This window comes from Paenibacillus sp. UNC451MF, assembly GCF_000686845.1.
GTDB lineage: Bacteria > Bacillota > Bacilli > Paenibacillales > NBRC-103111 > Paenibacillus_S.
Window position 1 is genome coordinate 1 of record NZ_JMLS01000045.1, and the last position, 24,414, is coordinate 24,414.

The 24,414-nt window shown below is 44.9% G+C and carries 20 protein-coding genes and 3 pseudogenes; 5 read left to right on the plus strand and 18 right to left on the minus strand.

The window, feature by feature from the left end; translation table 11 throughout:
- Positions 1-103: 103 nt before the first annotated feature.
- Together BP97_RS0129405 and BP97_RS0129410 are read right to left on the minus strand one after the other, a co-directional pair.
- On the minus strand, positions 104-481 hold the full coding sequence (locus BP97_RS0129405; RefSeq protein WP_156043393.1) for a hypothetical protein: 378 nt from the start codon (positions 479-481) through the stop codon (positions 104-106).
- Positions 482-886: 405 nt separating this feature from the next.
- On the minus strand, positions 887-1,468 hold the full coding sequence (locus BP97_RS0129410; RefSeq protein ID WP_028552319.1) for a dienelactone hydrolase family protein: 582 nt from the start codon (positions 1,466-1,468) through the stop codon (positions 887-889).
- 912 nt (positions 1,469-2,380) lie between these two features.
- Here BP97_RS0129410 and BP97_RS37805 point away from each other — a divergent pair.
- A pseudogene (locus BP97_RS37805) lies at positions 2,381-3,646 on the plus strand (IS110 family transposase).
- A 606-nt stretch (positions 3,647-4,252) separates the two neighbouring features.
- On the opposite strand, the gene BP97_RS0129420 reads toward BP97_RS37805, so the two are convergent.
- Genes BP97_RS0129420 through BP97_RS0129440 form a run of 5 tightly spaced genes read right to left on the minus strand, consistent with a single transcriptional unit; the run spans position 4,253 to position 6,813 of the window.
- Entirely contained in the window at positions 4,253-5,023 is a 771-nt protein-coding gene (locus BP97_RS0129420) for an ABC transporter permease (protein ID WP_028552320.1), read from the minus strand.
- Positions 5,024-5,782 carry an ABC transporter ATP-binding protein gene (locus BP97_RS0129425; protein WP_028552321.1) on the minus strand — a complete coding sequence of 253 codons (759 nt, stop codon included), beginning with the start codon at positions 5,780-5,782 and terminating at the stop codon, positions 5,024-5,026.
- A gap of 15 nt (positions 5,783-5,797) precedes the next feature.
- The gene (locus tag BP97_RS0129430; RefSeq protein WP_028552322.1) at positions 5,798-6,148 is read right to left on the minus strand and encodes a DUF1048 domain-containing protein; all 351 of its coding nucleotides are present in this window, start codon (positions 6,146-6,148) and stop codon (positions 5,798-5,800) included.
- A 12-nt stretch (positions 6,149-6,160) separates the two neighbouring features.
- Positions 6,161-6,508: a DUF1048 domain-containing protein gene (locus BP97_RS0129435; protein ID WP_028552323.1), complete on the minus strand. Its 348-nt coding sequence runs from the start codon at positions 6,506-6,508 to the stop codon at positions 6,161-6,163.
- A complete protein-coding gene (locus BP97_RS0129440) occupies positions 6,508-6,813 on the minus strand; it encodes a PadR family transcriptional regulator (protein ID WP_269321934.1) in 306 nt (101 codons plus the stop codon). The genes BP97_RS0129435 and BP97_RS0129440 overlap by 1 nt, the downstream gene beginning before the upstream one ends.
- A 436-nt stretch (positions 6,814-7,249) precedes the next feature.
- Here BP97_RS0129440 and BP97_RS0129445 point away from each other — a divergent pair, with 436 nt between their 5' ends.
- Entirely contained in the window at positions 7,250-7,654 is a 405-nt protein-coding gene (locus BP97_RS0129445) for a VOC family protein (RefSeq protein WP_028552325.1), read from the plus strand.
- Positions 7,655-8,088: 434 nt separating this feature from the next.
- Here BP97_RS0129445 and BP97_RS0129455 read toward each other — a convergent pair whose 3' ends face one another.
- The 9 genes from BP97_RS0129455 to BP97_RS0129490 all read right to left on the minus strand — a co-directional run bounded on the left by BP97_RS0129455 (position 8,089) and on the right by BP97_RS0129490 (position 18,583).
- Positions 8,089-8,313: a hypothetical protein gene (locus tag BP97_RS0129455; RefSeq protein ID WP_028552327.1), complete on the minus strand. Its 225-nt coding sequence runs from the start codon at positions 8,311-8,313 to the stop codon at positions 8,089-8,091.
- Positions 8,310-8,636: a YbjQ family protein gene (locus tag BP97_RS0129460; protein WP_028552328.1), complete on the minus strand. Its 327-nt coding sequence runs from the start codon at positions 8,634-8,636 to the stop codon at positions 8,310-8,312. Before BP97_RS0129460 ends, BP97_RS0129455 begins: the two co-directional genes overlap by 4 nt.
- 43 nt (positions 8,637-8,679) lie before the next feature.
- Positions 8,680-8,871, minus strand: coding sequence for a DUF2691 family protein (locus BP97_RS0129465; protein WP_028552329.1), 192 nt, complete (start codon positions 8,869-8,871; stop codon positions 8,680-8,682).
- A 186-nt stretch (positions 8,872-9,057) separates the two neighbouring features.
- The gene (locus BP97_RS40805) at positions 9,058-9,303 is read right to left on the minus strand and encodes a hypothetical protein (RefSeq protein ID WP_028552330.1); all 246 of its coding nucleotides are present in this window, start codon (positions 9,301-9,303) and stop codon (positions 9,058-9,060) included.
- A gap of 859 nt (positions 9,304-10,162) precedes the next feature.
- Positions 10,163-10,357: a histidine phosphatase family protein gene (locus BP97_RS39205; protein WP_028552331.1), complete on the minus strand. Its 195-nt coding sequence runs from the start codon at positions 10,355-10,357 to the stop codon at positions 10,163-10,165.
- 485 nt (positions 10,358-10,842) lie between these two features.
- Positions 10,843-11,061 (minus strand): SOS response-associated peptidase family protein, encoded by a 219-nt coding sequence (locus BP97_RS39925; protein ID WP_081824424.1) that lies wholly within the window; start codon positions 11,059-11,061, stop codon positions 10,843-10,845.
- Between the two features lie 195 nt (positions 11,062-11,256).
- The gene (locus tag BP97_RS0129480; RefSeq protein ID WP_028552332.1) at positions 11,257-15,519 is read right to left on the minus strand and encodes a X2-like carbohydrate binding domain-containing protein; all 4,263 of its coding nucleotides are present in this window, start codon (positions 15,517-15,519) and stop codon (positions 11,257-11,259) included.
- 256 nt (positions 15,520-15,775) lie between these two features.
- Complete coding sequence (locus BP97_RS39210; RefSeq protein WP_028552333.1) at positions 15,776-17,467, minus strand: phospholipase D-like domain-containing protein; 1,692 nt, start codon at positions 17,465-17,467, stop codon at positions 15,776-15,778.
- Between the two features lie 423 nt (positions 17,468-17,890).
- Positions 17,891-18,583 (minus strand): DUF3888 domain-containing protein, encoded by a 693-nt coding sequence (locus tag BP97_RS0129490; RefSeq protein WP_028552334.1) that lies wholly within the window; start codon positions 18,581-18,583, stop codon positions 17,891-17,893.
- Between the two features lie 326 nt (positions 18,584-18,909).
- Here BP97_RS0129490 and BP97_RS37820 point away from each other — a divergent pair.
- Positions 18,910-20,178 (plus strand): annotated as a pseudogene (locus tag BP97_RS37820) (IS110 family transposase); the annotation flags it as partial.
- Between the two features lie 399 nt (positions 20,179-20,577).
- Here the strand turns inward: BP97_RS37820 and BP97_RS39215 are convergent.
- Positions 20,578-21,201 (minus strand): hypothetical protein, encoded by a 624-nt coding sequence (locus tag BP97_RS39215; protein ID WP_051621042.1) that lies wholly within the window; start codon positions 21,199-21,201, stop codon positions 20,578-20,580.
- Between the two features lie 486 nt (positions 21,202-21,687).
- Here BP97_RS39215 and BP97_RS39450 point away from each other — a divergent pair, with 486 nt between their 5' ends.
- Positions 21,688-21,927, plus strand: coding sequence for a WGxxGxxG family protein (locus BP97_RS39450; RefSeq protein ID WP_331281328.1), 240 nt, complete (start codon positions 21,688-21,690; stop codon positions 21,925-21,927).
- Between the two features lie 217 nt (positions 21,928-22,144).
- Positions 22,145-22,663, plus strand: a complete 519-nt coding sequence (locus BP97_RS0129510) for a DUF3231 family protein (protein ID WP_028552336.1) — start codon at positions 22,145-22,147, stop codon at positions 22,661-22,663.
- Positions 22,664-23,953: 1,290 nt separating this feature from the next.
- Here the strand turns inward: BP97_RS0129510 and BP97_RS0129520 are convergent.
- Positions 23,954-24,385, minus strand: a pseudogene (locus BP97_RS0129520) (transposase); the annotation flags it as partial.
- Positions 24,386-24,414 lie beyond the last annotated feature (29 nt).

Genomic DNA, 24,414 nt, shown 5'->3' on the forward strand with positions numbered 1-24,414 from the left:
CGCGATGTAGCTAGGTTGTCCGGTGGACCGAGGGCTCCGCTAGGAGCCGCAGCATGAATACGGTTTATCTGATGTTCGTCTCTTCATTGAGATTCCCCAAAAGTTACTTATACCAAAACATTGTATAGCTTCCTTCGCTTGCGTTGCTTGTCAAAACTATATCGTACTTTCCTTCCCTTTGCGCCTTAAATTCTATGTTTCCATCCATCTTGTTATTTGTTTCCCTTGCCCACTCAATAATTTTGTCTTCATTTAAAATTTGGATTTTCAGATCGCCCGAAACTAAGTCAACACTATAATCTGCATTAAATACTTGATTTTCTTTGAGTCTAATAGTTTTTAATAATTTCGTTCCTTTAAAAGATTTATAACTGCAACTTTCTTTTGTCTTATCAGAGTTAGAAAATGTACTACAACTACTCATTGTAGTAGTAGATGAATATGAATCAGCCATTGAAGAAAGGAAATGTACAATCCCCATAGTTATAACGAAAACTATAAGGGGTACTAAAAAAGCACTATAAATATTATTTTCAAAGTCTTCACTGTAACACCTACTAATTTTGTTTTAAAGATCTAGACGAATTGCAGATAACGTTTTTTTTGCGAACTTCGTTCTCCGTTAGTTCAACTCTGTAATTTACAAATATTAATAGTGTGCTGTTACAACTATTAATTTCATTCCCAATTTCGAACAGTCTGCCGATCATGGATAAGTCCATGCCACAACTACATTTGTATTTCATTTCATATTATTTCCTTTCTTGTTATGCAATCGTTCCCCGCTAGTTTTACCCGTATGCAAGAGACTGTTCCCTTCCCTTAATGTTTCAAGAATTACATATATATTTCATTATCAATGATCGTTAAAAGCCTAAGTAAACACTCAATCATCCAAATGCCGGAGGAATTCGAATACACGCTGTAACAGCAACGTCGTCGTTTCAGCGTCATATGACGGCAAACTGCTGTCTGCGAATAAGTGTTGATCGCCTGGGTACAAAAAGAGATCAGCATGATTGGCCGTCGCCACGAGTTCACGTGTCGCTTCAATGTCGCCCTCGTCAACGAAATAGGGATCCGCGTCCATGCCGTGAATTTGCACCGGCAGATTAGCTGGCCAAGGAGATCCGAACATCGAGGTCGGAACGCAGGAGTTAAAGAACAACGCTCCACTGGCGCCTTCACGGGTCTGAGCGAGCTTCTGGGCCGCCAATACACCGAGCGAAAACCCCGCATAGACGATCTCGTACGGAAACTCACTGGCCGCTCGTGAACCACGCTCCATTATCTCTTCGAACCCAATCTCCTTGACATAGTCCATGCCATCCTTGATAGTGGTAAACAAATGACCGTCGAATAGGTCAGGAACATGTACAGTGTGCCCCGCCCTTCTAAGCTCGTCGGTGAAGGTAAAAATCCCCTTGGTCAGTCCCAGTGCGTGATGAAATAAAAGAACCTCCGCCATTGCTCTTCTCCTCTCATGAGCGACTTTATGAAAATTGCCCCTCTTAAACTCATCATAGATTTCGACCCTTACTGTCGTTATCCTGCCCGTTAGCGCAACGCGACTGCCGATTGATGCCGGTAGCCGCGTCTTAGTATTTTTCAATGAATCTATCGTTTCCCGATAGTTTCAATAGAAATTTGGGACTAATGTAAATCTTTACGAGAAATGTTCTAACTCCTTAGATACCACTTCGAATCTTTTTATTCCTTCAACAGTATCTAGGTATATAGAAAATATATAATTGTACAGGTATCTTAGTTTAGATAAAGAAATATGCTCTTTATCGACCTCGCTTTTTATATCTTTTTGTACCCTCAGTATCAAATCAAAATGCCCGTAAAAGAAGTTAGCTGCTGGTTTAATAACAAGTGTGGAGTTGTTAAAACGTATATCTGTAATTTTTGGATTTTTCTTTCGAAGAATGTGAGTAATGAAGAAATATATGCAGAAGTTGAGCTATCTAGTTGGACAACTTCATCTTTTGAAAGTCCTTTCGCCTCATATTCTTTTTCAAACTGTCCTACCAGAAATCTCAACGACCTCCAATTCAAATTCACCCAATAAACATCAGCCATGACAAGTAAATGGGTTTGTAAAAAAGAAGTTCTCTTCGTAATTCGGCATACTTCATTTTTCTCTTTCCTCTTTTAAATATTTTCAAAAAGGTACCAACCACTTTCGAAAAAGTAGCTGTCCGTTTAGCGTAGAAAAGACAGTTGATTGTTCGGCTGCCCTTGAACTAACTAACGTACCCGTTAGAATTCCTGTAAAATGAATAATTTGGCGTTTGAACAAAAACGAGCGCCTCGGTACGATGGGGTTGCACACGAGGTCATAGCCTCAAATAGCCCATCAGGAGGTCGCTCTACTATGAAGTTTAAGGCTCAGGACAAGCAAAATCAACTCATTGAAAACATTTCCTCTTCACATTTGGTCATCGGCGTAGATATTGCTCAGGAAAGTCACGTCGCTCGTGCAGTCAGTTTCCGGGGCATTGCTCTTGGAACTCCATTGGAGTTTGGTAACCATGACGAAGGTTTTCGGCTGTTCAGTCGTTGGATTCAAGATCTGCTTAAGTCTTACAAGTTGAGCAAAGTTATCGTCGGCATGGAGCCCACTGGCCATTACTGGCTGTGCCTTGCGCGCTGGCTTACAAACAAAGGCATTGAGGCTGTTCTCGTAAACCCCCATCTTGTCAAAAAGAATAAAGAAAATCGCGACAACACCCCGTCAAAAAGCGACCGTAAAGATGCTCTTGTCATCGCAGACATGATCAAAAACGGCTACTATTCTCCCGTACGTTTCAACCCAGAGACATACGAAGAACTGCGGATCCTGATGGCCAACCGGGATACGGTTACTAAACGGCTTAACAGCGCAGTGAACCAGATACATCGCTGGGTAGATATCGTGTCTCCCGAACTTCGGCAGGTCTTTAAAATCCTTACCTGTACAAGTGCCATTGCTACATTAAGGCTATTTCCTCTTCCGAAGGACATTAGCCGTCTAACAACAGAGCAAGTCATTGCCGGTTGGAAGCAGTATGTAAAGCGTCATGCCGGTTTATGGCGGGCTGAGCAGCTCATTGCACTGGCAAAACGCAGCGTCGGTGCTACAAAAGCTCTACATGCCTACAAGCTGCATTTGGGTCAGCTTCTTGAAGAATACGATTTGGCGACGCGCCAACTTGAGCTTATTGAACATGAACTTAAGCTTGTTCTTGAACGCATCCCTTATGCCCAGAAAATGCTTGCGATTCTAGGCTTAAATGCAACCAGTTTAGCAGGTGTGTTGGGGGAAGCAGGTGATCTAAGTGGGTAAACACATGGGAATGCCCTGCTACGTCATGCAGGACTTAACTTGGCTGAAGCCAGCTCTGGGAAATGGCGTGGAAAAATGGTGCTCAGCAAGCGCGGACGCCCACGTTTGCGCCGCTTCCTTTATCTTATGACGATGTGCATGGTCATGACCAATCCGGATGTCAGAGCCCTGTACCATTACAATGTCCAAGTGAAAAAGTTTAAAAAAATGAAATCCATTATGAAATTATGCGGTAAAGTGGCAAGAATGCTAGTCGGGCTGGCTAAGAGCAATGAAGTATACAACTCTACAAAAGTATTTCTTCCAGTAGCTTAAGAACTGTTTCTTCACCAGTTGATGTATTCGCAGGATGGATAAGAAGCACGGAGTATCGGGAGACGTTACGCAAAAGGGCTCGGACCCATTCCGTTAGAAATACCGACCTCCACACCTTAGTTAGATGTGACGAAGGAATGAAAGGGCTTAGACCCGTTGAGACATGGGAGCGAGAATCTCTAAGGGCAGCATGGAGACGTGCATAATATGGAATAATCTGGGCGAGTTCACATCCCTTCTGTTCCCGCATGCCCTTATAGGGTACAACTAGTTACCGCATGCTCTGTTTCTCTTATCTCTCAAATAACTAAAGGTGAAATCCTGCGAATTCATGAGCTAGAGTGTGAAAACTACATCATATTGAGGGAGCTTAACGGCATCCACGGTTTGACGCCTACTTCAATAAAAAGAGAACAAGCCACCCGTGGTAGTCTGCTCCCTGGTAATGTATAAATCCCCTTACTTCGATATAAAAGGAGTAATAGTACATCACTTCGCTGCGACGGCCTCAATCTCAACGAGCAAAACTGGTGAAGCTAGCGCTTTGACAATGTGGAGGGCCCTGTACTTGATGTTTTTGTTGACCACTATCAATGCATACAAACATTAAGCTGAATTTCGTTTGTATGCGCGCACCGCAAATAGATATGCGACGATCATTATCCCTAAGCACCACGCTAAAGCGACCCAGATATCATTGCCTACCGGTTGACTTGACAATAGTGCACGGATGGTTTCTACGATAGATGTCACCGGCTGATTTTCGGCAAAGGCCCGAACGACTTTCGGCATCGAGTCGGTCGGCACGAAGGCAGAACTGATAAACGGTAGGAAGATTAACGGATAGGAAAAGGCGCTTGCACCTTCCATTGTTTTTGCGGACAGTCCGGCAATGGCCGCGACCCAAGTCAAAGCCAGCGTAAACAACACGAGTATACCGGCTACGGTAAGCCAAGACAGTACCCCAGCCGACGAGCGAAAACCCATAATGAGCGCTACAAGAATGATGACGACAACAGAAATGACGTTGGATACCACCGAGGTCAGCACGTGCCCCCATAGGACAGTGGAACGCGCAATCGGCATGGAGTGGAACCGCTCAATGATGCCCCGTTGCTTATCCATAAACAGGCGGTAAGCCACGTAAGCCACCCCGCTAGCAATAGCCATAAGCAGTATGCCAGGCAACAGGTAGTTCACATAGTTATCCGTACCGGTTTCAATTGCGCCGCCAAACACATAAACGAACAGCAGCATCATTGCAATCGGAGTGATACAGACCGTGAGGATGGTGTCCATACTGCGGAAAATATGGCGCATGGAACGTCCAAGCATAACGCTCATGTCGCTGAAAAAATGGTTTTTTGCCGCCTCCATTTACATGGCCTCCTTTTTACCGATGATTGCGAGGAATACTTCCTCCAATGTCGGCTGCTTTTCAACATACTCTACCTTCGCTTTCGGGAACAGCTTTTTCAGCTCCGCGAGCGTACCGCCGGCGATAATCATGCCCTCGTGCAGAATGGCAATTCGGTCGGCAAGCTGCTCGGCTTCCTCCAAATACTGAGTGGTCAGGAATACCGTCGTGCCGCCGTCGGCAAGCTCCTTTACAATCTTCCAAACCTCGATACGCGCCTCGGGGTCAAGCCCGGTGGTTGGCTCGTCGAGGAAAATGATCTGCGGTTTTCCCACAAGGCTCAAGGCGATGTCGAGCCTGCGGCGCATACCACCCGAATAAGTAGATGGCTTACGGTCGGCCGCGTCAGTTAAACCGAAACGTTTCAGCAAATCGTCCGCAACTTGACGCGGATGATCCAGATGCCGCAGCTTGGCAATCATGATCAGATTTTCCCGCCCGGTCAAAACCTCATCCACCGCCGCAAATTGCCCGGTCAGACTGATCGCACACCGTACATTCTCGGGTTTTGACGCGACGTCAAATCCGTTTACGACGGCGGTGCCTCCGTCCTGTTTGAGCAGCGTGGTGAGGATTCTGACAATCGTCGTCTTGCCCGCGCCGTTGGAGCCAAGCAGGGCGTAAATCTCACCTCGCTTCACTTCAAAATCGACACCCTTTAGGACTTCTGTGTTCTTGAAAGACTTTCGCAGACCTTTCACTTCAATTGCTTTTTCCATCCCGACATCCCCCTTTTACTTTTCTTTATCCGTAACCTTTTTCATGGCCTTGTTACCTTCTTGGCCAACAGATTCTTGATAGATGTCAGAGTAAGTTTTTGAATCTTTGATTAGATCGTCGCAGAAAGCCGCTACGTCACTGCCCGTCACTTCGAGCACGCCTTTCCCCAAGGCCGCTCCCTCTTCAAAAAGATCGATAATCCCCGAGAGCAAACCCGTCCCCTCGGTTAGCTCAAGAGGGCCAACCTTAAAAAGATATTTTTGAATCTCTTTATAAACAATCTGGTAATCTTGCGGGAGCGCTTTGACACGCGCCACGTGCGCTCGCCACTCTTTTTTACCTTCGATGATATCTCGTATTTTCATTTTATCCTCCTCCTATTTACCTAATTTTTTAGCGATGTTATTGTTGAGTTGCTCGCGCCACTTGTCGCGAAGAGACTTCGCCCCTTCTTCGCCGGCCAGCGCTGAACAGAAGCCTTTGATATCGTCACCCAAAACCTCTTGGACACTCTGACCGTCCGCCGCCGTTTCTTCCAACAGGCCAAGCACTCCGTCAAGAATTGGCATGAGGTTGCGACCGGTGAAATCTGAGTGCGGCCAAAGATTGACATTAATTTTTTCCCATGCCGCTTGATAATCAGCCGGCAGCTTTTTGACTCGCGATTCAAAAGTCTTAAATTCTTTAGTCATGTCGCTGCCGGTGATTTTTTCCCAAAAATTCATTATTCTTTCTCCTTTAACTCGTTAATTTTTGATGATACGAACTCCCACTTTTCCCAGAACCTCCGCAGCTCCTCGCGCCCCGCATCGTTGATCGCGAAAAATTTTCGCGGCGGTCCCATATCGGAGGGCTTCTTGGTGATCTCCACCAACTTGTTTTTTTCAAGCCGGATCAGGATGGTGTACACCGTTCCCTCCACAACATCTGTGAAGCCGAGGGCGTTCAGCCGCCGCGTGATTTCGTATCCGTAGGTTTCTTTGCGGCTTATTATTTCAAGGACACAGCCCTCAAGCGCCCCTTTGAGCATTTCCGTTAGATTTTCCAGCACAATCACCTCTTGCTATTCTGTATCACTGGTATGAAGTGATACTTACTACTGCTATAAAGTAACACGTAGTAGTTGATTTGTCAATAGCGTTTGCTCTGACACGGATTTACAGTTTCAACTATCCTGTCCGTCAACACCCAGCGCTATTCGACCGGAAAGGACTTGCTGAACAGCTACACCAAGGTTGAGATCGGGGAATGCGGCAACATCCATATCGTGTACTGACGCATTCCGAAATCGAATTCGGGAGGAAGCCAAAAAAATGTTAAAACGCTACTGACATACTGTTGTCAGTAGCGTTTTTTTATAATCGGAGTAAGTAAACATAAAGGAGTGGGAGATAAATGCGAAGTATTCTGACCCAAAATGATTTGATACGGTATTGTATCATTTATTATAGGAAGGATGGTATCTCGTGAATTTTGCTTCTGTACGCATCATTACCGACGACGTGGATCGTCTCGTCGAGTTCTATGAGAAAGTCATGGGTGTTTCGGCGGAACGCCCTGCGCCCGTCTTTGCCGAACTCATTGTGCCATCGTGCACCCTGGCGATCGGCCACTCCCAGACGGTGCAACTGTTCGGCGCTGGTTCCGCAGTGGCGGCCGACAATCACACTGTCATCATCGAGTTCCGCGTCCACGATGTCGATGCCGAATACGAGCGCTTGAAGCCGTTTGTCGACGAGTGGGTAAAGGAACCAACCACGATGCCGTGGGGGAACCGTGCTGTGCTGTTTCGCGACCCCGACGGCAATCTGGTTAACCTCTTCGCGCCGGTGACAGAGGAAGCGATCAAACGGTTTAGCGGTAGGCGTTGATGGACAGTTGAAGTGAGTGAGGCCTCAATCTGGAAGGGGCAACGATTCGTATGGCCATTTTGGCCGAATGTGCCGATAACATTTCTCCGATGATAACATCGTCTTTCCCGGTATGACAATGAACCCGAAAGGGGCAACACGACTACCAATGTGTATATAGCTTATGGTAGAAACTACTCCAATTTGTGGTCATTATCATTTAGTATGTAAGAATTTTCATCAGCAAGTCAAAGGAGCAGCTACGGCTGCTCCTTTACTGTTTTCAGTTCTGCTTGCTTTCTGGATTATTATCAGCTGGTATAAGCGACATATATACAAAATCAGTTATTTTGTGAGCATGTCAAAGGAGCCGCCGCCGCAGCTCCTTGATCGTGTTTGTATAGAGTCCTTTATTGAACCTAACGTGCCCGCTTAACTGCTGATCTAGAATTGCTTTATTCACGAATATAGATTCGCTCACCTGTATCCGGGTTGTAATAAACTCGCTGCTTCTCATGCGTAACGGGATCTACGCTAACTTCCTCCGTGCGGATAAATCCATTGGGAATAACCCCAGACTTTCTTTTTTTGTAGCGTTTGTCATAGACAAGCACAGATAAGATAATGATCATCAGAACAATAACTAACTGAACGCCATAATAGCCTAGGATCCAATTCATTCTCTATCTTTTTCAACCACTACGGCGGTGCCGTATGCTACGATTTCACCCATTGATTTTCCAATTTCTCCTGAATCAAAGCGGACCATCACAATGGCATTCGCGCCCATTGCCTGAGCGTTTTGTACCAAGCGGTCCATGGATTCTTTCCGGAGATCTTCTAGCAACGAAGTGAACTGTTTGATTTCGCCTCCCACCAAACCTTTGAATGCTGCTTTGATGTCAGCGCCAAGCCCGCGACTCCTAACAATCAGTCCAAAGCACATTCCTTTGACTTCTTTGACTTTAAATCCCGGAATGTTTTCGGTCGTAACGACGATCATGTGTATACTCTCCTTTAAATTTTCTTTCCATTATTTTAACACATTAATTCTGACTGAGTGTGCTTACTTCATCAGGAAATAACGGTGTTAAATCATTGTTTTGATGTTTATATTCTTCTCCTGATCCAATAACCCATGTATACTTTTTGCAATCAATCGGCCTCAGTATGTTAACAAGCCATTTACCGTACTCATTCGATATCTCAAAACTGATGCCCCTCACGCTTGATTTCATAAATTTTTGCCCCTTTATTTCATCGAATATCCTGCCAAAGTAATTGAGAAAACGGCAGCTGGTCGTGCTGACCGACTAGTTTAACAAATCCTCCCCGGAGGGAGAGACCAAGGGACCGGCAAAGCCGACACGCAGTGCGAATGCAGTGTTATGTGAGGTCTCAATTTCTCTGATTTGATCTTCGATCTATTCCTTGATTCCTAAGAGCATCCTTGATAAATTTAGATCCTCTTTTTTAATACCACCCGATTGGAAATTAAGATAGTCCGTCTTTATTCTATTAATTGGTGATTTTTCTTCATTTAGTAATCTTACAGGGTGCATCCAATGCTCAAGCCAATCAAAACCTTCCGTCAAAATAAACTTGAAGATTTCTTCGACACAATTGTTTACTGATTCTTCATTCATTTCATAAGACAAGTTGTATTTCAAACGAAATCCATCACTATCTATACCATTTAAAGCAACTGCTTCAAAGTGTGAGCAGAAAATAAAGTATTAGACTGGATGTCTTTATTCCACGCGATTTTTCGAATTGTCATACCGTCAGACTCCATAAAATAAGTTTTAGACTGAACTTAGAAATTGAAACAGCGACAGCCAAGGACGAGAAAATAAAGTCCTAGACTGTCGCTGTTTCATTGAACTAACGTTCCTCGTTAGAATTCCTGTAAAACGAAAAATTTGGTATTTGAACAAAAACGAGCGCCTCAGTACGATGGGGTTACGCACGAGGTCAAAACGAGTGTGATATTCCAAAATTAATTAGAAAACGGAGCCCGCAAACCCGCGGCGCTCCGTTTTTGTTGTTTCAGAATTTGTTAGAATTTGAGGCTCACCGTTGCAAAATTAGCGGTTTATTGCAAAATTCGTTAGAAAAAATATTTAAGCCTTTTATCTGCGCATGCATAAATATACATTCTTTTTGAACGACTTTTAGGATTACATATTTTACTTCATTTTTCATTGTTCTCGAACATAGAAAAAGCGTATCGAATGATGTCTTCACGGATAGTGTTTAGCATGCCGTAATTTTCATGCATATAGGCATAAGGGCTGACTTTTACTGCTTTACCATCTTTTTGTAATCTTGTAACAAATGAAGAAATGGTATCCAGCGGATTTGTAGGTGACTTTTGAAGTCTACACTTTGGACACCAAAAATCCAGGTCAATGTTATGAAATGGACATTTATGAATAAGAACAAATTGATGCAGAATGCAATGGAATCCACAGCTAATGCAATTACGGCAATAAGGACTTGCCCATACTGGGTATTGAATCGGAATGTTTAGTTTGTTAAAAGCTGTCCAATCGTTTGGGCCTGCTTTTTCCCTTCCTCACTCAAATTTCTTTGGGTTCTACAGTCATTAAAGCTCACATTCGGACGATCTTGCCCTACAGTCACTTCGCCGTGCCTCATGTAGAGGATGTATCCACCGTTCCGAATCTCATTAATTACCGATGGATCCTTATCCTCGGACATCTCGGAGGCTCCTACATGATTTCCAGACATTAACATTAAGGTGAATATTAATAGTGAGAAAAGAAAAGATTTTTTCGATAGCATGTGTTATCTCATAACACCCTTCATAAACGTTTGTTCAAACATGCTATATCATTTGCAAAATATGTTATTTTATTCCGGTGCTTTTCAGTTAAACGAGTACAATCACAATTCCGCCAATGGCACCCGCAATAACAACAACCCAAGGAGGCAATTTCCAGAAAACGAGCATCAAAAACAGAATTGAAGCCAAGGCAAAATCAATAGGGGACAATATCGCAGTTGTCCATATGACAGCCAATCAGCAACAACAAATTGTAGTAGAAGTGGCAGCAGAATCAGAATTCCAAAGAAGACTGCCAAACATAGGACCGCAAAGCTGCGACTAATGGGAACAGACAGGTTTGCTGTTTCCGGAATCGCCACTTTTCTATATAATATCATGCCGACTATGCACGCAATAATTATAAGCAGAACCTGGCTAAAAGGAGTTTGCCATAAGAGAGTAACAGCTGCTGCGATCCACGATCTAACCACAGCGCTTCATTTTCAGGTTTAAGAATCACTGGCATTCTGTTGTGGATATCTTTCATTAGATCATTAGGGCCGCAAGTCACTATTGAAAATGAATTAACCAGGTTCCCTTCCGGGTCAGTCCATGCTCGCGGTTCACAACAACCCATACATTCATACAAACAGCCCCCTGCCGCTAATTTGGCTCCAAACGCAAAAAAGCACCCCGTAGCCTACTCAGGCGCGAGGTGCTTCCCCCGTACGTTTGAAATTATTTCCACTGTAGCACGTGTCACGGCCGGAAATCAACCGCTTTTTCCCTTACTTCGGGGAGAAAACAAACAATGCAACGCAGCAAAGGCGGACTACTCGATAAAATCTGCCTTTTGCAGCAATCTCTTCAGCATCGTTGCGGCTTGGGCCCGGGTTGCAAACTGCTGCGGCTCGAAACGTCCGCCGTCCATACCGGCGATAATTCCCGCTTCCACCGATCCGGCGACAGCAGACTGTGCCCAGGAAGAGATCGATTCGCGATCGGCGAACGCGGCAAACGACTGGCTGTTCCCCGGCAAATTTAGTTTACCGGAAACAAGAGCAAACGATCTGATGATCATAACCGCCATCTGCTCACGTGTAATCCGCGCAGTCGGCTCAAACCGATCCGCCGTCACTCCGTTAACCAGCCCGGCTTTCACGGCTGTTTCGACAGCAGGCGCGTACCAAGCCGTACCGGTGACATCGGCAAAACCGTTGTATGCGGCGTCATGCTCCATCGATAAACCCATCGCGCGAACGAGCAGCGATGCAAATTCCGCCCGCGTAATGCTGTCGTCCGGCACGAACCGGTCTGTCGTCACGCCGTTTACGATCAGCTTCGATGCCAGCAGCTCTACATCTTGTTTCGCCCAATGGCCGTTCAGATCAGCAAAACTGCGGTCTTCCGTATCGATGACGGCGTAAATGCTGTAATGCGGCACCTTCATGACTGCTTCCTTCTTGCCGTCATCTCGCGTGGCCAAATGAGTCGGAATATAAGAAACGGTATTGGCGAGCGGGTCATAGTGGACGGCTATCACATTGCCTGTTGCATGACTTGCATCATATACGATTGCACGGACCATATACGTGCCGCCGAGATCCCGTATCTCAACCGATTGCCCGCTCACCGTCTCGACTCTCACATGAAAGTCGACGACGCTTCCTGCCAAACGGAACCGCGCGCTTGTGCCAAGCCGCTCCAGCTCCGTTTGCACGGAATCACTTACTTGTTCCATAGTCGTAATGATCTTCAGATCGGAAACGGCCACACCGAGGCGTTTGGCTATGCCTTCCAGGTCAATTACGCTCGCTTTCAACTGCAAGCTGGAGCCTCTCAGCTCGACTTCGATATCGGCGCCTGGGAACGCGCTCGCTATAGCTGCGACGGATGCCCCGGAGAGCTGTACTTGCATAGACCGTTCCGTATCTGCCACTTTAATAATAATGATTGCCTTAGTGGAATCCTTAAGATGTTCCGCAGCTTGATTCAAAATGTGCTCAGGGAGAGCCAGCTTCTGAACGCTCGTTCCATCCGTCGCTGTTTCCATAACCAAAGCTGATGAATCGACGTTGATTACTACCCCGATGGAGGGATCGACCACGATCGCAAACTGTTCCGTTTCCGCAGCAGGCTCAGAACCGGAGCTGGAGGAACTGGAATTGTTTCTTCTCGGCGTCGAATCGGTTATCGTTATCGCAAGCGTCTGCACCGCTCCTTCGCTGAACGCGAACGTCAGGTTGATGGAGCCTACAGACTGCGCCTGCAAGTAGCTTTTCAGTATCATGACTGTGTCATCCGTTACCGTATAATCCGTCCCGGCTACAAGAGGAGACGCTCCGTTCGTTATGTTGGTTAGCGTATTGCCGTTCAACGTCAATGTCGTTACTACATCCGCATTCTCCACTCTGTACAAAAATTTATCAAACGTTGCAGTGGTCGGACTAATCGCACTGCTGCCAGGAGTCGAATCAGTTACCGTAACCGTCAAGGTCTGATCAGCCCCTCCGCTGAATGCAAACGTCAAGCTGATCGGACCAGCAGGCTGCGTCTGCAAGTAGCTCTTCAATATCATCACCGTACTTCCCGAAACCGTATAATCCGTTCCGGCCACAAGCGAAGCCGTTCCGTTTGCTATGTTGGTCAGCGTATTGCCGTTCAACGTCAGCGCCGTCGTCACATTCGTATTCCCAGACGAGCCCGCATACTTGTCAAAATTCGCGGTAGTCGGATTGATTCCGCTGTTCGTCGGCGTCGTATCGGTAATTGCGATCGCAAGCGTCTGCGATGCTCCACCGCTGAAAGTGAACGACAAGACGGTTGGGCCTACAGGCTGCTTCTGCAAGTAGCTTTTCGATATTGTCACCGTATTGCCCGAAACCATATAGTCCGTTCCGGCCACAAGCGAAGCCGCTCCGTTCGCTATGCCGGTCAGTGTATTGCCGCTCAACGTCAGCGCCGTCGTCACATCCGTATTCCCAGGCGAGCCCGAATACTTGTCGAAATTCGCGGTAGTCGGATTGATTCCACTGTTCGCCGGCGTCGTGTCGGTAATTGCGATCGCAAGCGTCTGCGACGCTCCTCCGCTGAAAGTGAACGTCAAGGTGATCGTGCCTAAAGGCTGATTCTGCAAGTAGCTTTTCGATATCGTCACCGTACTGCCCGAAATCATATAGTCTGTTCCGGCTACAAGCGAAGCCGCCCCGTTCGCTATACTTGAGAGTGTACTGCCATTCAACGTCAGTGCTGTCGTCACATCCGCATTCCCCGCGGATGCCGCATACTTATCGAAGCTTGCGGTTGCCGGGTTAAGCGCGCTGTTAATGTTTGTTATCTGAATCGTTTGTACCGTCGCATTGCCCGCCAAATCTTTAGCATACACCGTATAAGTCCCATTGTTGACGGCTTCGAAACTTGAGGATGCCTGTATATAGTTGCCCGCGCTAACAAATGCTGCGGCATTGTTATTACCCGGAAGCCACTTCAACCCGGTAAGCGAGTTGCCGCTCCCGTACGTTTGGGTTGCCACGGTTAACGTCACAGGACCGTACGTATTGGCGGTCACCGACGGCGTGATCGTTATGAAAGGTGCAGCCGGCATACTTACCGTAATATTGACAGCTCCTGAAATGTGAGCCAAATAAATATCGTCTCCCTTGTATTGGGCGGTAATAGAATGAATACCGGTTTGCAAAGTCGAAGCGGAGAATTGAGCCGTTCCGTCCGCGGCAACAGTCCCGCTGCCCAGCACAGCGGCCCCGTCCTTAAACTCCACCGCTCCAGTTGGCGTGTCGAGGGCGCCGACGATTGAAGCCGTAAGCGTTACGGGCTGAAGATACGTAGAAGCTGTTACGGATGCAGTTAGCGATGCTTGCGAGGTTATGTACACCCTTTTCGGCACCTTCTGCATTCCGCCGCCAGACGTATTGTCGCCTAGCAAACCTTGAGTCCCCCATGACCATAACCGGCCGTTCGCATCGAGTCCATAGGAAACATCATAACCGGCCCATAAATCCGAGAATTGGACAGAGGCCCCGTTATCCGTTATCGGAACCTTGTGAGGGACGTTCGTGTTTACTGTGCTGTTGTCCCCTAACTGCCCGGCAGTATTGCGCCCCCACGTCCACATATTCCCGTTATCGTCCAGCGCCAGCACGTGCTTCTTCCCGGCGGCGATTCGTTCGAAATGGACCGGGCTCCCGTTATCCGACACCGAAATTTTGGCAGGAGCCGACACAGCTGGTACGCTTGCTCCCATTAGCTGCCCATCTCCGAGCTGCCCTTCATACGATACGGCCTCCCAGCCCCATGTCCATATATTCCCGTTCATATCTATCGCCGTATTAAAGTAATAACCCGTTCCGTAGGTAGACCCCGCAGCGATCGTTTTAAACTTAACGTCTACACCACCATCCTGGACTATAAACATCGACGGATTGATCAGTTGAAACATAATATTCCACACATTATTCATGGAATCGATCGCAATCCCGTTCTCATCGTTCATTTCCAATGTTTCAAAGGTGACGGGGATGCCGCCTCTGCTTACCGGTTGTCTGGTTGGGTTATAATAATTTCCGGCTCCGTTTGTCCGGAGACCCCATACCCACAGCTTCCCGTCCTGGTCTATGGCCGCGGCGGAATAGCGCGAGACGGCGACCTTCTTAAATAAGATCGGCAAGCCCGCTTCCGTCACGCTGATTTTCGTCCAGACAGGCGCTGATGAAACGGTCGCTCCAAGTCCCAACTGGCCTTGCCCGTCAGTGCCGGCCGACCATAAATTCCCATCTCGATCCAAAGCAAGAGCCGTATTGAAGCTCGCTTTCACTTCCTTGAACAGCACTTCCGTTCCGCTATCCGTAACCGTAATCCGTTTGGGCGTAGAAGACGAATTCCATGTTCCGTCGCCGAATTGGCCGGATGAGTTAGAGCCCCAAGCCCAAATGTGACCGCCGGCATCAAGCGCTAACGTCGTGCTCAGCTGTGAAGAAACGGAAGTGAACATTGTACTCGCCGCATCGGCTTCGGCCGGTTGCAGTAGAGGACAGGCGATCATTACGATCAATATAATTGCGAATAACAACTTTCTCACTATTAATCACCTTTCAATATGTAAGATGGTTAAAACGGCAATAGAAATATAAACTAGTCCGCAAAAGGGAAAACGGAGCAGGACAGCTGTCGCGAGGGGGTAGCGGCAATCCCTTGCCAGCACAGTACCGTCCGATTTAAAAACATGGATTTAATGTCTTTTCGCGAGAGGATCCCTGTACTTCATGGCAAGGATCCCCTTGTCTTCCTTCATAAAAAAGGTAATGATTACTCGGCAGCTCCTTATATTAATACAACTAAAAATCAAACCAACTACTCTTCTTCATCCTAATCATTTCCCGATCTTCTGAGTAAGTGCCTCCTTCAGATCGCGTGTTTTCGTCGTATTCTCCTCGGAAAGATAAGAAGTTAAAGCTACCTTCCACGTAAAACCGATTGTCACAAATTAGTAGTTTGTGATGGGTCTGACCGTATTTCATCCTAAATAAATCCCCAAACTTTTTAAATTTTCTTTGCAGAATATCTGCAATCTCTGCCGTTTGATCGGTCCTACCGTTTTGCTGAATTGAAGGCTCACTAATCCCATAGACGATCTTCACACACACGCCCCGCTTTAATGCTCTTTCGATCCTGCGAACAAACTCTTCGTCTACGACCTTCCTAGTAATCCATGGGCTAACTATGTTGATTTCTTCACGTGCATCATTTAGGGCAGCATTGAACACTTCACGAATTTCATGGTTCTTCAGTGGCCGTTGATTTGGTATAACACGCTCCTCTTTTATGGTGCTAACGACTTTTTCGGAAATAGATTGTACTAAACCTTCAATATCCAGGTTCGCGTATGGTACGGTCTCTTTGCTTCTTTTTTTTCTATTAGGTTTATCCGGTTTTTTTATCATATCAATAAACTGTTCAGGGAGTACTTGAATGAGTTCGTGAATGTTGGATTGCTCTGGAGGAACTCGAGTTTCTCTGCTCGGTCTTGGAATGGAATCTTTATTTCGAGAAGTTTTCGGTTCTCGAGCTTCAGATAGCATCGTAATGGCTTCCTCCAGCTCTCCAATCTGACTAATCTGAAGAAGACGTTGAGTATGCTGGGGTCTAAAGTCTTGTGCCGTAATATAGCTGCCATCTTTATCAAAGAAAGCAAGGTTTTGTTCTGCTTGAATATCGGAAATTCCAATAAATGAGTGGATTAATTGCTTAGCTAGAAGTGCATGGTGAGAATTTATTTCAAAGATAGAAGGGAATTCGTACGCTCTGTTGATTACTTTATTGTAAATACTTAGTATATGTAACTTGTTTGATTTCCCTTGATATGTATCATAAACAAAGAATATCGGTTTTTTATTACAGCCAAATCCCATACCCTTAAGCTTTTCAATATATTCTAATAAGATATCTTCTGAGCCATAATAGTTTTTTAATATGGAATCTAGTGAAGTATCATCCTTTGAATATTTCCAATCCATATCTAATGAGAATAGGACTACGTCGACATCGGACAAATCGTTCAACTTGTAAAAGTCGATTCTTCTGAGATCCTCATTAGAAGAACTTTTAAACCATTTGTGCATGGAGCTAAATTCCATTCCGCCATGGAGAATGAGGTCTACACCTTGTAAAATAAAATCACTTTTCCAGTGAATGGTTATTTCGTCATAGGAAACACCTAATTCATGTTGTCCAATACGATATACCAAACTAAGCTTTTGTTTTAGTAATTCACTAAAATCATTCGGGAGAATCCTAGCATCTTTTGTCGGGATTTCTTCTAGTGGTACATAGTCAGGTTCAAATCGATTAGATGGATTACTTAGCCGCATAAAAGGCCGATCTCCGTATGAAATATGGAAACGGCTATACTTAATATTATTCGCTGGTAGCAGTGTATAGCCAAGAAGAGCGTTTGCAACTCGTGACATTACGGCATCACTATTGCCTAATATTGCAACTCGAAAGTTATTGTTTTTTCTATTTGTCATGTGTAAGTCCTCCGCTGATTGCAAACCAAAATAAAAGGCTCAAATATGATACTTCTACATTCTGTTTGTGTAATCCTCTATAAAAACCAAAATAGAAATTCCCCGGACATTGTACATGTGGTTCAAAGGACTAGAATCGGAGAGAAAGTTATTTCCATGTAAGAATGCGAATGAATACCCGTCCCGAGTGTACGCATGCTCTGCAGTCATTTCTGAGCGTCTATTCACGGTAAGAATAGACCGAACTTATTTAGAAGGAGTATTAAAGTAAACTGCTGCCCGTTACTTCAACAATAAGGACATCCGATCGCTCTGATCGGCAAACGCATGACTGTATTCCAGAAATCCCATCCGTTAACACAACAAAAGCTGCCGTTCAAAAACGGCAGCCTCGTGATGGTGACTATTGCGCTATCGTACCCGTTACTTCAAAAGATTTTGGTAATTGGGGAGGAAGTCATCCTTATTAGGTCCTCTAAGATGTTCAAAATTTTTAAGCTCAACTCCAGCCGGCGAGATCCGATATGTAAGTACATCTTCGCCGACAGGTATATGTGGGCCGACTATTGGTTGAGCATCTATTGTGATTAAAAAATCAAAACCACGGAAAGCAGCTACCCTTTTAATGCTCTTCACATCTACGGAATCTGGATTTACAACTGGTGGGATTGAAATTACATCTGAGTATACCTCTGCAAGCTTCTCTTTCATATGCGGAAGTAGAAGTGAAACAAGCATATCCTGTAGCTGCAGCTCCTTTGAGTCCTCAAGTGGCTTATTACCAGCTGCATTTGAAGTTTGCTCTAAAAGAGCCTCTTCAGCATCATAGTGAATATGTATAATATGTTTGTTATCCGTCTCAGGAGAGGCTTGTGTGTATTTTACAAGAGCACTACTGCTCTCAGCGAATAAACAAAGAGGTACATATGCCTTGTTGCTATAGTTAAGCACCTCTTCGCCTTCCTGTAGTTGTACTTCTTTGTAGAGTCCGTTAGCTAGAAAAAAAGTAACTTTACTTGGAAAGATTGTTGCTTCAACTGCACTCGAAGCAAATATAGAAGTTGTTGCCATTACGAAGGCACCACACATCGCACCTGCAATAAAATGTTTTTTCAATTCGTCCTCTCCCCTTCAAATGTAAATTACATCCATTTGACGAGGAGAATGTACTGGAAGTTGCAAACACGTATAAATTAGGTACAGCCAACATCCATGTGATTCAAAGGAATGGTAAGTTGCGTTTTTCTGCCCTTTAGCTTAATGAAAACAGGGAGCAGTTGCGATAGTAAACTGCTTCCTAGAACGATTACACTATCGTACCCGTCAGCATTCCTGTAGATGGATTAATTTCGTCTTTGAAAAAAGAAAAGCGCCTCGGTACGATGGGAGTACGTAACGGGTCATAGCCCTTTAAATCCCATCATCCAGGAGGTCGCTCTACTATGAAGTTTAAAGCTCAGGAGAAACAAAATCAACTCATTGAAAATATTACCGCTCAGCACCTTGTTGTCGGGATCGACATCGCCCAGCAAACTCATGTCGCACGCGCCGTTAACTTTCGTGGAATCGCAATTGGCCATCCACTTTCTTTCTCGAACGATGAAGACGGATTTCTCAATCTCCTTCGGTGGATCCAGTCCCTTCAAGCTGCGCATAACTTAACTGCAGCCATAATCGGTATGGAACCAACCGGGCATTACTGGCTTAACGTCTCCAAGTGGCTCTCCGAGCATCATTTTGAAGTCGTTATCGTCAATCCTCATCTCGTGAAAAAGAATAAAGAAAACCGCGACAACACTCCGTCCAAGAGCGACAAAAAAGATGCGCTAGTCATTGCGGATATGGTCAAAAACGGCTACTACTCGTTCGTCCGCAACGCCCCTGAGGCCTTTGAAGAGCTGCGTGTCTTTCTCTCAAACCGCGATTCTATCGTGACGAGACTCGTTAGTGCTAAAAACCAAATTCATCGGTGGGTAGACGTTGTTTTCCCCGAGTTGCGTCAGGTCTTTAAGAGCCTGATGTGTACAGGTTCGTTGGCCACGCTTCGTCTTTTCCCTACACCTGAAGAACTCCGGAAACTACAGCCTCAAGACATCATTGAAGGCTGGAAATCACTGATGAAGCGTCATTCCGGTGAGCGAAAAGCTCGAGCTCTTATCACTCTTGCTAGCAGCTCTGTAGGTTCTAAACAAGCCACGCATGCCTACAAGCTTCACTTAAAGCAGCTACTCGATGAATACGACCTTGCTTGCCAGCAGCTAAAAGCAGTAGAGGCAGAGATAATCGCCTTGTTAGACCGCATTCCTTTCGCTAAAGCAATGCTTGCTGTCAAAGGGATTAGCGCCATTTCACTCGCTGGTGTTCTTGGCGAAGCCGGGGATTTAAGCGGTTTTGTTCATGGCAACGCCCTGCTGCGTCATGCTGGCCTCAATCTGGCAGAAGCAAGTTCAGGTAAATGGACCGGACAGATGAAAATTAGTAAACGTGGAAGGTCCCGACTCCGACGTTTCATCTTTCTAATGACAATGAGTTTGGTTGCAAACAATCCAGAATTTAAAGCGTTGCACGCTCACAATGTACAGGTTAAAAAGATGAAGAAAATGAGGTCTCTCATGAAACTATGTGGTAAGTTAGCCCGGATTCTCGTTGGAATGGCCCGAAGCCGTGAAGCTTACAATCCTCACAAAACAATGCCACTTCAGCTAGCAGCTAAAGTTTATCTAATTGTTATGTTGTACGAAGTTTGGCTTATTCGCGGGATTTCAAAAGAAAGCACGGAGTACCGGATCCATTAAACCAAAGGGCACCGACCCGTACCGTTAGCAAGACCGGCCTCCACCCCTTGGACAGGCGTAACGAAGGAATGAGAGGGCAATGACCCGTTGAGACATGGGAGTGAAAACCTCCAGGGGCGGCGTGGAGCAAGCGTGCAGTATATGGAAAGATATGGGGTTGCAACATCCCCTTCTATTTCCTCACGCATTCATGTTGTCCCGGTCTTAAAAAGGTTCTTTCTTACTATCTTTCCGCATTTATGGCAAGGGCCAAATCCTGCGAATAAGCGAGCATTCGTGAGAAAACTGAATCTTACTGAGGGAGTTTAATCATTTTTAACTTACCTTCAGATTGAACCACCTACAATATTTCAGAAATAACATTTCTTTAAGGTTATCTTCAGTCATGCATAATACCTTTTCCAATGAATGCTTATAAAACTCCAACAAATCCGTCTCGATGGCATGTAGCTTAATAATTAAATCCTTCCGGTTGTATTCTATATAAAACATTTTCTGTAATTCTCGCTCCGACAAATCTTTTCTAAATGTGCCAGTATAATCGTCAGACCAAACTCTTACCGAATCATTTAAGTATTCCAAAGTGGGGAATGGATCATGACCAAGCCATATATCCTTTTTGCTTTGGACCGCTTCAAGTACGTCTCTCCAATTCTCAAGCCCACAACAACAACTCGGAACTATTACTTTATTTTTATCCTCAAAGGCTATTCCACCACTTAATGCAATTTCATCAAAGGTTATAAGTTCATTTAATACCTCAGCAGGCTCTCTATCCACTTCTATGTTGTTATACCCGCAAACCAACGTCAAAAACAGGGCGGCATCTTCCGACGTAGAAAATCTGGAAAGATAAGTGGTTTCCTTGTATTCAACTTTTGATATCCAAGAGGGCTGCTCAAAATATGGATCTTGTATTACAGCACTAACTTTTCCCATCATTTTAACTCCTCATGATTTAAAATGTCTAAATACAGATTACCATATTTTCTCTTTAACCCATTAAACTAATCTGTTCGTTACTTCAACGAAAACGGCAACCGATCGTTTAGCCGGCTGCCGTCATGTCTGATTGAACTATCGGTACCCGTTAGTTCAACAAAACTCCTTTACTTGTGATACGGTTCACCGTAATGTATCTAAGCACAAAAACATATACTAGTCAGCCATGAACCGTGATGGAAACTTCGCAAGCGGCATCGCATGCAGGACAAGCAAAATACTCATTATTAATGGCGAATTCCGGATCATCATTTAAATATTCCACTATGTTCTTGTCGCAACGAGGACAAAAATTTACATTTCCAACTTTCCATTGGGTATCTGAGCAAATCGGTAAAATTACGAAAGGCTTTAGCTCACCCCGAAATGCAGCTACATAAACAAGTTTCTCAGCCTGCTCAATAACTTTTCGCCATTACAATCCTGTTATCCGTATTGTCAACCCCAGCCTCAGCGCAACAATCAAGTCGAGTAGATATGATCACAATGGATAACAATCAAATGAACAGCCACGGAACAGGTCGACCTAATATGGATATGAATGCGAATAACTACCGAACAAATGCCGCAACTGATGGTAATAAGTCTAATTGGGGCTGGCTCGGCTTGCTTGGCTTAACAGGCTTGTTCGGATTAAGAAGCCGCGACCGGGATCGTACCTGAGCAAGTTTTTTATGAACCCTCTGCTTTCAGATGAGAGGGTTCTCCTTCGAGCTGCGGAAGACACTAACCCGAAATGACATTGTGTTCACTCATTCTCAGCACCTTTCCTTGAAGTGTTTACAAAAATAGAAAATCTGAATAATGCATTATTTCTGTGTTGCTGAGCATATTAAATCTGCTTAAATAATCTAAGAATGAAAAGGAGTATAATTTAAAAATGGGTATTTTAAGTGGTAATCCTAAAGATGAACCAATGCATTATGGTGAAATTCACGCTGTATGGATGGCCTCAACGACAGCAAAAGGCGCTGTTTCCTGCTATCAAGCGTATTTAAATCACTGTGGAGATAAAGAGCTTAAAAAGGTATTAGATGATCTTATTGATCAGGCAAAACTCGAGATTAAAGAGTGTGATACATTACTCACTGATAATGGCATTGCATCTGCACCTACGATGCCTGAGAGACCACCAGTAAAACTTGAAGATATTCCTGCTGGTGCAAGATTTACCGATCCTGAGATAGCTGCAAAAATTTCAGCAGATACATCGCTTGGACTAGTTGCTTGTAGCCAAGCAATGGGTCAATCAGTTAGAGAAGATATTGGAGCATTATTTGCTAAGTATCATCTTACTAAAACAGCATTTGGCCTGCGATTACTCCAAATGAGCAAGGAAAAGGGTTGGCTAATCCCTCCTCCTCTTCAAGTCAAGCGGCCGGAACCTGTTCACGCATAATTTGAATTATAATCCCGCTCTATGAGTGGGATTTTTTTCCATACCCCAAGCTCCTCAATAAATCGTTTCACCAAGAAAATGAACAGCAACAAGGAAAAAGTAACCGACTCAGCACTCACGAAGGCAGGAATAATGACTTCCGTCTCCCCGTGCCAGTCTACAAGTTTTCCCGCAATGGGAAGGATCAATAAGAGTGTTGCAGCGTATGCCAAAAAGAATGTGCTGGGATTGACATTGATCTAGTTAGAGAATAACGGGACGAAGGTGGTAATCCCTCCATAAACGATAACATGAAAAAAGCAGAAACTGTGACGGGCAACCAATGGGCGCGAACGCCATTGTGATGGTCCGCTTTGATTTCGGGGAAATTGGAAAACGATGGGCGAAATCGTAGCATACGGCACCGCCGTAGTGGTTGAAAAGACAGAGAATGAATTGGATCCTTGGTTACTATAGCGTTCTGGTCGTTATCGTCTTCGTGATCATTATCTTATCTGTGCTTTTATATGACAAACGTTACAAAAAAGAAAGTCTGGGGTTATTCCCAATGGGTTTATCCGTACGGAGGAAGTTAGCTAAGATCCCGTTACACGGGAGAAGCAGCGGTTTACCACAATCCAGATACGGGTGAGCGAATCTATATTCGTGAATAAAGCAAAATCAGCTACGTCGTAAATCCGATTCGCCGATTTTCAAGCAAAGAAACGGATAGTTGTCCACTACGATCTTTTTTACTTCCTCCTTAATAAGCTTCTTCATAATTCCCCCAATGAAATAATGATTTATATTTATTTCAACATCTAGTCATATTTTCCTTCCAATATTTTTTGATGACGGCCAGTGTGAGCCCTTAATGTTGAACTATCCTTGATTACAACTAAACTCCCTCTATGGAGAATCACTTAGCTCTAAAATGCTCTCGTTTTCTCATATTTAGACCATATTTACTTCTTAGCAGAATAACTTTTTAGTGGAATTAAGTTGTAGGTGAAGAAATATATGGGTATGCGTTGGTGCAAAAAGCTCTCCACTTAAACCATCAACTGTAAATAGTGGTTATTGTGGTAAAGTATGGTCGCACCTTGGATCTCCACATGTACTCATGGTGGTCAACCCTCCCACATCTCGCAGAGTCTACGCTCTCACATTCCTTCATTCAACCTGTCCATGAGGTGGAGGTCAGATATGCTGCCCGACAGGATCTTCGTCCGTAAGGATAGCGCCTTTCCGACTCATCCGTGCTTCTTGTTATCTTGCTCTGCCTAGGTCATCATCACAAAAAAGCGATCATTAAGCTGCCTGTGGTATCTCCGTAAATTGAGGGATATCTCGGATCATCTTTTCTTCACTAAACTCATTGCCCTTCTTTAATATACCGAAAAGGATGCGTATGAGCTTGTTAGATAACGCGATGAGAGACTGCATCTTTTTTAATGGATTCACAGGACGTTTAGTGTAATACTCGTGCAGGGCTCGAAAGGCTGAATTTTTAGCGACTAGCGGCATCATCACTCTAAAGAGCAAAGCACGCAGGCGTTTCCTGCCCCTCTTTGTTATCCTCGTTTGTCCTCTGTGTGTGCCAGATGAATTTGTTTTCAAGTTCAGTCCAGCGAGCTTCGTGATCTGCTTTGGATGTCGGTACTGGCCAATATCTCCTACCTCAGCTAGAAAGCCAGCGATGGTGTCCCGGCCAATCCCTTTCATGACCAACACTTGCTTTACATGAGTTCATCCAGCTTTACTTCCAATTC

Excerpts from the sequence above, each read along its gene's own strand:
- BP97_RS0129465 (WP_028552329.1), bottom strand. The coding sequence starts at position 8,871 with ATGAAATCAAGCGTGAGGGGCATCAGTTTTGAGATATCGAATGAGTAC.
- BP97_RS0129460 (WP_028552328.1), bottom strand. The coding sequence starts at position 8,636 with ATGATCGTCGTTACGACCGAAAACATTCCGGGATTTAAAGTCAAAGAA.
- BP97_RS0129410 (WP_028552319.1), bottom strand. The coding sequence starts at position 1,468 with ATGGCGGAGGTTCTTTTATTTCATCACGCACTGGGACTGACCAAGGGG.
- BP97_RS0129435 (WP_028552323.1), bottom strand. The coding sequence starts at position 6,508 with ATGAATTTTTGGGAAAAAATCACCGGCAGCGACATGACTAAAGAATTT.
- BP97_RS39210 (WP_028552333.1), bottom strand. The coding sequence starts at position 17,467 with ATGACAAATAGAAAAAACAATAACTTTCGAGTTGCAATATTAGGCAAT.
- BP97_RS39925 (WP_081824424.1), bottom strand. The coding sequence starts at position 11,061 with ATGGGTTGTTGTGAACCGCGAGCATGGACTGACCCGGAAGGGAACCTG.
- BP97_RS0129420 (WP_028552320.1), bottom strand. The coding sequence starts at position 5,023 with ATGGAGGCGGCAAAAAACCATTTTTTCAGCGACATGAGCGTTATGCTT.
- BP97_RS0129430 (WP_028552322.1), bottom strand. The coding sequence starts at position 6,148 with ATGAAAATACGAGATATCATCGAAGGTAAAAAAGAGTGGCGAGCGCAC.
- BP97_RS39205 (WP_028552331.1), bottom strand. The coding sequence starts at position 10,357 with ATGTCCGAGGATAAGGATCCATCGGTAATTAATGAGATTCGGAACGGT.
- BP97_RS0129440 (WP_269321934.1), bottom strand. The coding sequence starts at position 6,813 with ATGCTCAAAGGGGCGCTTGAGGGCTGTGTCCTTGAAATAATAAGCCGC.
- BP97_RS0129455 (WP_028552327.1), bottom strand. The coding sequence starts at position 8,313 with ATGAATTGGATCCTAGGCTATTATGGCGTTCAGTTAGTTATTGTTCTG.
- BP97_RS0129405 (WP_156043393.1), bottom strand. The coding sequence starts at position 481 with ATGGGGATTGTACATTTCCTTTCTTCAATGGCTGATTCATATTCATCT.
- BP97_RS39215 (WP_051621042.1), bottom strand. The coding sequence starts at position 21,201 with ATGGGAAAAGTTAGTGCTGTAATACAAGATCCATATTTTGAGCAGCCC.
- BP97_RS0129510 (WP_028552336.1), top strand. The coding sequence starts at position 22,145 with ATGGGTATTTTAAGTGGTAATCCTAAAGATGAACCAATGCATTATGGT.
- BP97_RS0129425 (WP_028552321.1), bottom strand. The coding sequence starts at position 5,782 with ATGGAAAAAGCAATTGAAGTGAAAGGTCTGCGAAAGTCTTTCAAGAAC.